This is a genomic window from Protofrankia sp. Cr1, from assembly GCF_963555865.1.
Classification (GTDB): Bacteria; Actinomycetota; Actinomycetes; order Frankiales; family Frankiaceae; genus Protofrankia.
The window spans coordinates 1,156-5,246 of the sequence record NZ_CAUVXO010000423.1 but is presented as its reverse complement, the minus strand read 5'-3'; the positions used below and the strand labels follow the sequence as shown (position 1 = coordinate 5,246).

Annotated in this window: 2 protein-coding genes; both read left to right on the top strand. The window is 66.0% G+C overall.

Annotation, left to right across the window (positions count from 1 at the left end; translation table 11 throughout):
• The first annotated feature begins 337 nt into the window (after window positions 1-337).
• Window positions 338-988 carry an SGNH/GDSL hydrolase family protein gene (locus tag U9980_RS22845; RefSeq protein ID WP_416210362.1) on the top strand — a complete coding sequence of 217 codons (651 nt, stop codon included), beginning with the start codon at window positions 338-340 and terminating at the stop codon, window positions 986-988.
• 257 nt (window positions 989-1,245) lie between these two features.
• The coding region (locus tag U9980_RS22840) for a beta-ketoacyl synthase N-terminal-like domain-containing protein (protein ID WP_416210361.1) at window positions 1,246-4,091 on the top strand (2,846 nt) is incomplete at its 3' end.

The window sequence follows — 4,091 nt, the reverse complement described above, 5'->3', positions numbered from 1 at the left end:
TCCACCGGTCGTGTACATTGTGTCGGCACCTGTTCAATGGGATCGGTGGGTGTCACGGAATAGGTTACCTGTTTCCGCGACGGCGACGGCCGCTCATGCGCAGACACATTCGCTGGAACGCGCCGGTGAACGCCGTGACAATGGACCGGTAAATGCGGAGTAGAAAGATGAAATTTCCGCTGCGTTGGCACTGCCAATCGCCTCCCTCGATCGAGCAATAGGGATGTCGGATTGGTGTTGACCATTGTTTGGCCTACTCCGCACAATTTAGGTGTAGCTCGCCGGCGAGCGCCTGCGCCGATGCCTGCCGGATGAAATGACAGGGGAATTGCGGATGATGGCGAAAGCACGACTGACGGTTATCGGCGACAGCTTCGTCGAGGGCCGGGGAGATCCGCGACCGGACGGGACGTACGGTGGTTGGGTGCCCCGGTTTGCGGAACTGTTCGGAATCCCCCGCAACAGCTATCTCAACCTCGGGACCTTCGACGCGACAACCCAGGACGTGGTTGCCGGTCAGCTTGGCGTCGCGTTGGTGAACAAGGCTCCGCTGATCGGCTTTGTCGCCGGGGTCAACGATCTGGTTCGAGACTATGACGCGGCGCGTTTCCGGAATAATCTTGAGATGATTTTCACCACACTGAGCGGTCCGGATACGGTGATGTTCACCGCGACGTATGCGGATATTCCGCGGAACCTGCCGTTGCCGGACACCTTCCGTCAACTGCTGCGAGCCCGTTTCGCCGAGGCGAACGAGTGCCTACGTGCGGTCGCCGGGTGGACCGGCGCGCTTTGCGTGGACGTCGCGGCCGCGCACGAATGGACGGATCCGGCCATGTGGTCGGCGGACGGCCTGCACCCGAGTCCGGCCGGTCACCGGCGCTTCGCCGAGGAAACGGCCGATCTCATAAGTTTTGCCACCGGGATGACGGTGTTGAACGGATCATCCGCTTTCGCCGGTGTCGGGTCGGGACCGCTCTCGTACTAGAAGGCCGCTGGTTGGGCCGACGTCGATGCGATCGTGATTTTTCCGCTGAGCGACCCAGGGACTTCGGCCTCCGGCGATGCGACAGAACCACGATCGCATCGCCTTCGGCCCTCTAGCGACCCAGGGACTTCGGCCTCCGGCGATGCGACAGAACCACGATCGCATCGCCTTCGGCCCTCTAGGAGAGGAAGACTGTGAGCGAGGGCGAGAAGCTGGCGGATCGGCGTCTGGCCAATAATCCGATCGCGATTGTTGGCATGGCGGGCCTGTTCCCGATGGCCCATGACTACCGTGAGTACTGGCAGAACATCGTGGATTCGGTGGACTGCACCCAGGATGTCCCGGCGAGCCGGTGGAACGTCGACGATTACTTTGATCCGGATCCCACTGTTCCGGACATGACCTATTCGCGCCGCGGGGGTTTTGTCCCGGATGTGAATTTTGATCCATTGGAGTTCGGTCTGCCGCCGAACCAGCTGGAGGTCACCAGCACCCTGCAGACGTTGAGTCTGGTGGTGGCGCGGGACCTGCTGCGTGACGCCGGGGCGACCGATTCGCAGTGGTATGACGCGTCACGGACGGGCGTGGTGCTGGGCGTCACCGGCCCGGTGCCGCTGATGCATCCGCTGGCGGCTCGGTTGTCGACCCCCGTGTTGAAGGAGGTCGTCCGCAGCTGCGGGCTCAGCGATGCCGATGCGCAGGCGATCGCGGCGAAGTACGCGGCGGCGTTCGCGCCGTGGGAGGAAAACTCGTTCCCGGGGCTGTTGGCGAACGTCGTCGCCGGCCGGGTCGCGAACCGCCTCGGTCTGGGCGGGATGAACTGCACGGTCGACGCGGCCTGTGCGGCGTCGTTGACCGCCGTCCGCGTGGCGGTGGCGGAGCTCGTCGACGGCCGGGCCGAGATGATGATCGCCGGTGGCGCCGACACCGAGAACTCAATCTTCGGTTACATGTGTTTCAGCAAGACACAGGCGTTGTCACGAGCCGGGCGTATCCGGCCCTTCGACGATGCCGCTGACGGCACGTTGGTCGGTGAGGGCATCGGCATGCTCGCGTTGAAGCGTCTTGCCGACGCCGAGCGCGACGGGAACCGCGTGTACGCGGTGATTCGCGGTATCGGCTCGTCCAGCGACGGCCGGTCGAAGAGTATCTATGCGCCGCGTGCGGAAGGTCAGCGGCTGGCGCTGGCACGGGCCTATGCCGATGCAGACTGTTCGCCGGCGTCGGTGGAGCTGTTCGAGGGACATGCGACCGGTACCGCGGTAGGGGACAAAACAGAGCTGTCGGCGCTGAACGGTGTTCTCACTGAGGCGACCGATGAGCGGCATTTCGCGGCGATCGGAAGTGTGAAGTCACAGATCGGGCACACCAAGGGTGCGGCCGGTACGGCGAGTGTGATGAAGCTCGCGCTGGCGCTGTATCAGAAGATGCTGCCCGCGACGATCAATGTGGAGCGCCCGAACAGCGCGATCAATTTTGCTGACGCGCCGTTGTACGTCAACACCCGCACCCGGCCGTGGATTCGTGACCCGTATCGGCCGGTGCGGCGGGCGGCCGCGTCCGCGATGGGGTTCGGCGGGACGAACTTCCATGTCGTGTTGGAGGAGCACAACGGGGATCGTGGCGCCGTCAAAGCGTTGCATCGGACGGCTCGGGCGTATCTGTGGCATGCGCCTGACACCAGCGCATTGGTGGATGTGCTGCGTTCGGGTGCGTCGGGGGAGGAGACGGCGTCGATTCCCGCCGGGCATGCCCGGGTCGGGTTCGTGGCCGCCGACGACGAGACGGCGCAGCGCCTGCGCGCATTGGCGGTCGATCAGCTCGCGACGTCCGGGGACGTGGAGCAGTGGACGCATCCGGCCGGGGTGTTCTTCCGGAGCCGGCAGCTGCCGGACCTGAAGGTCGGCGCGTTGTTCGCCGGGCAGGGCAGCCAGTATCTGGACATGGGCGTGGAGGCGGCGCTCAACATTCCGACCGTGGCGACCGCCTTCGATGATGCGAACGGCTCGTTCGCCGGGGCGGCGCGGCGTCTGGCCGCGGTCATCTACCCGGTACCCGTCTTTGACGCGGGCCAGCGCCAGGCGCAGGAGACAGCTCTTCGCCAGACCGAATACGCGCAGCCGGCTATCGGTGCGCTCTCGGTCGGGCAGTTCCGGTATCTGACCGAGTTGGGCCTGCGCTGTTCTGGTTTCCTCGGACACAGTTTCGGGGAGCTGACCGCCCTGTGGGCGGCTGGCGCGTTGGCCGACGCGGACTTTTTCCGCCTCGCGCGCGCCCGTGGTGAGGCGATGGCGCCACCGGCCGACGATCCCGAACACGACCCGGGTGCGATGGCGGCGGTCCAGGCCACACGCGAGCAGGTCACCGACGTCCTCGCGGCCTTCCCGAGTGTGATCGTGTGTAACCACAACGCGCCGGACCAGGTGGTGGTGGGTGGGGACACCCAGGGGGTCGGCGAGGTGGTCCAGGAATGTAAGCAGCGGGGGTTGAACGCACGGCAGCTGCCGGTTTCCGCGGCTTTTCACACCAGTCATGTGGCCCATGCGGTGGAGAAGTTCCGGTTGGCGGTGGAGGCGGCGCGCATCAACGTGCCGGCACAGCCGGTGTATGCGAACACGGCGGGTGCCGCGTACGGGTCGGATGTCGAGGCGAACCGGCGGGTGCTGGCCGGGCAGCTGCTGGAGCCGGTCGAGTTCGTCGCGGCCCTGGAGGCGATGCGCGCCGACGGCTGCAACGTGCTGGTCGAGTTCGGTCCCAAGCAGGTGCTGACCCAGCTTGCGCGGCGGACGTTGGCCGAGTCCGGGGTGGTCGCCATACCCACCGACGCCGGGCCGCTCGGTGACAGCGATGTCGCTGTGAAGCAGGCCGCGGTTCAGCTCGCGGTCCTCGGGATACCGATCACGGGAATCAACCGGTACGACGCCCCCGCCTGGGTGACGGCCCCGTCCCGCGGCATGGTCGTGACCCTCAACGGTGCCGAGTACGTGCCCGATTCACGTCGGGCCGCCTATCAGGCCGCCCTCGACAACGGCTACCAGATATCCACCACTGACGCGACCGGGGGTAGCGGGTCGTCCGCCGATGTGAGCGCGAGCGACGCGCA

Coding starts and splice junctions, on each gene's coding strand:
- U9980_RS22845 (WP_416210362.1), top strand. CDS start 338: ATGGCGAAAGCACGACTGACGGTTATCGGCGACAGCTTCGTCGAGGGC.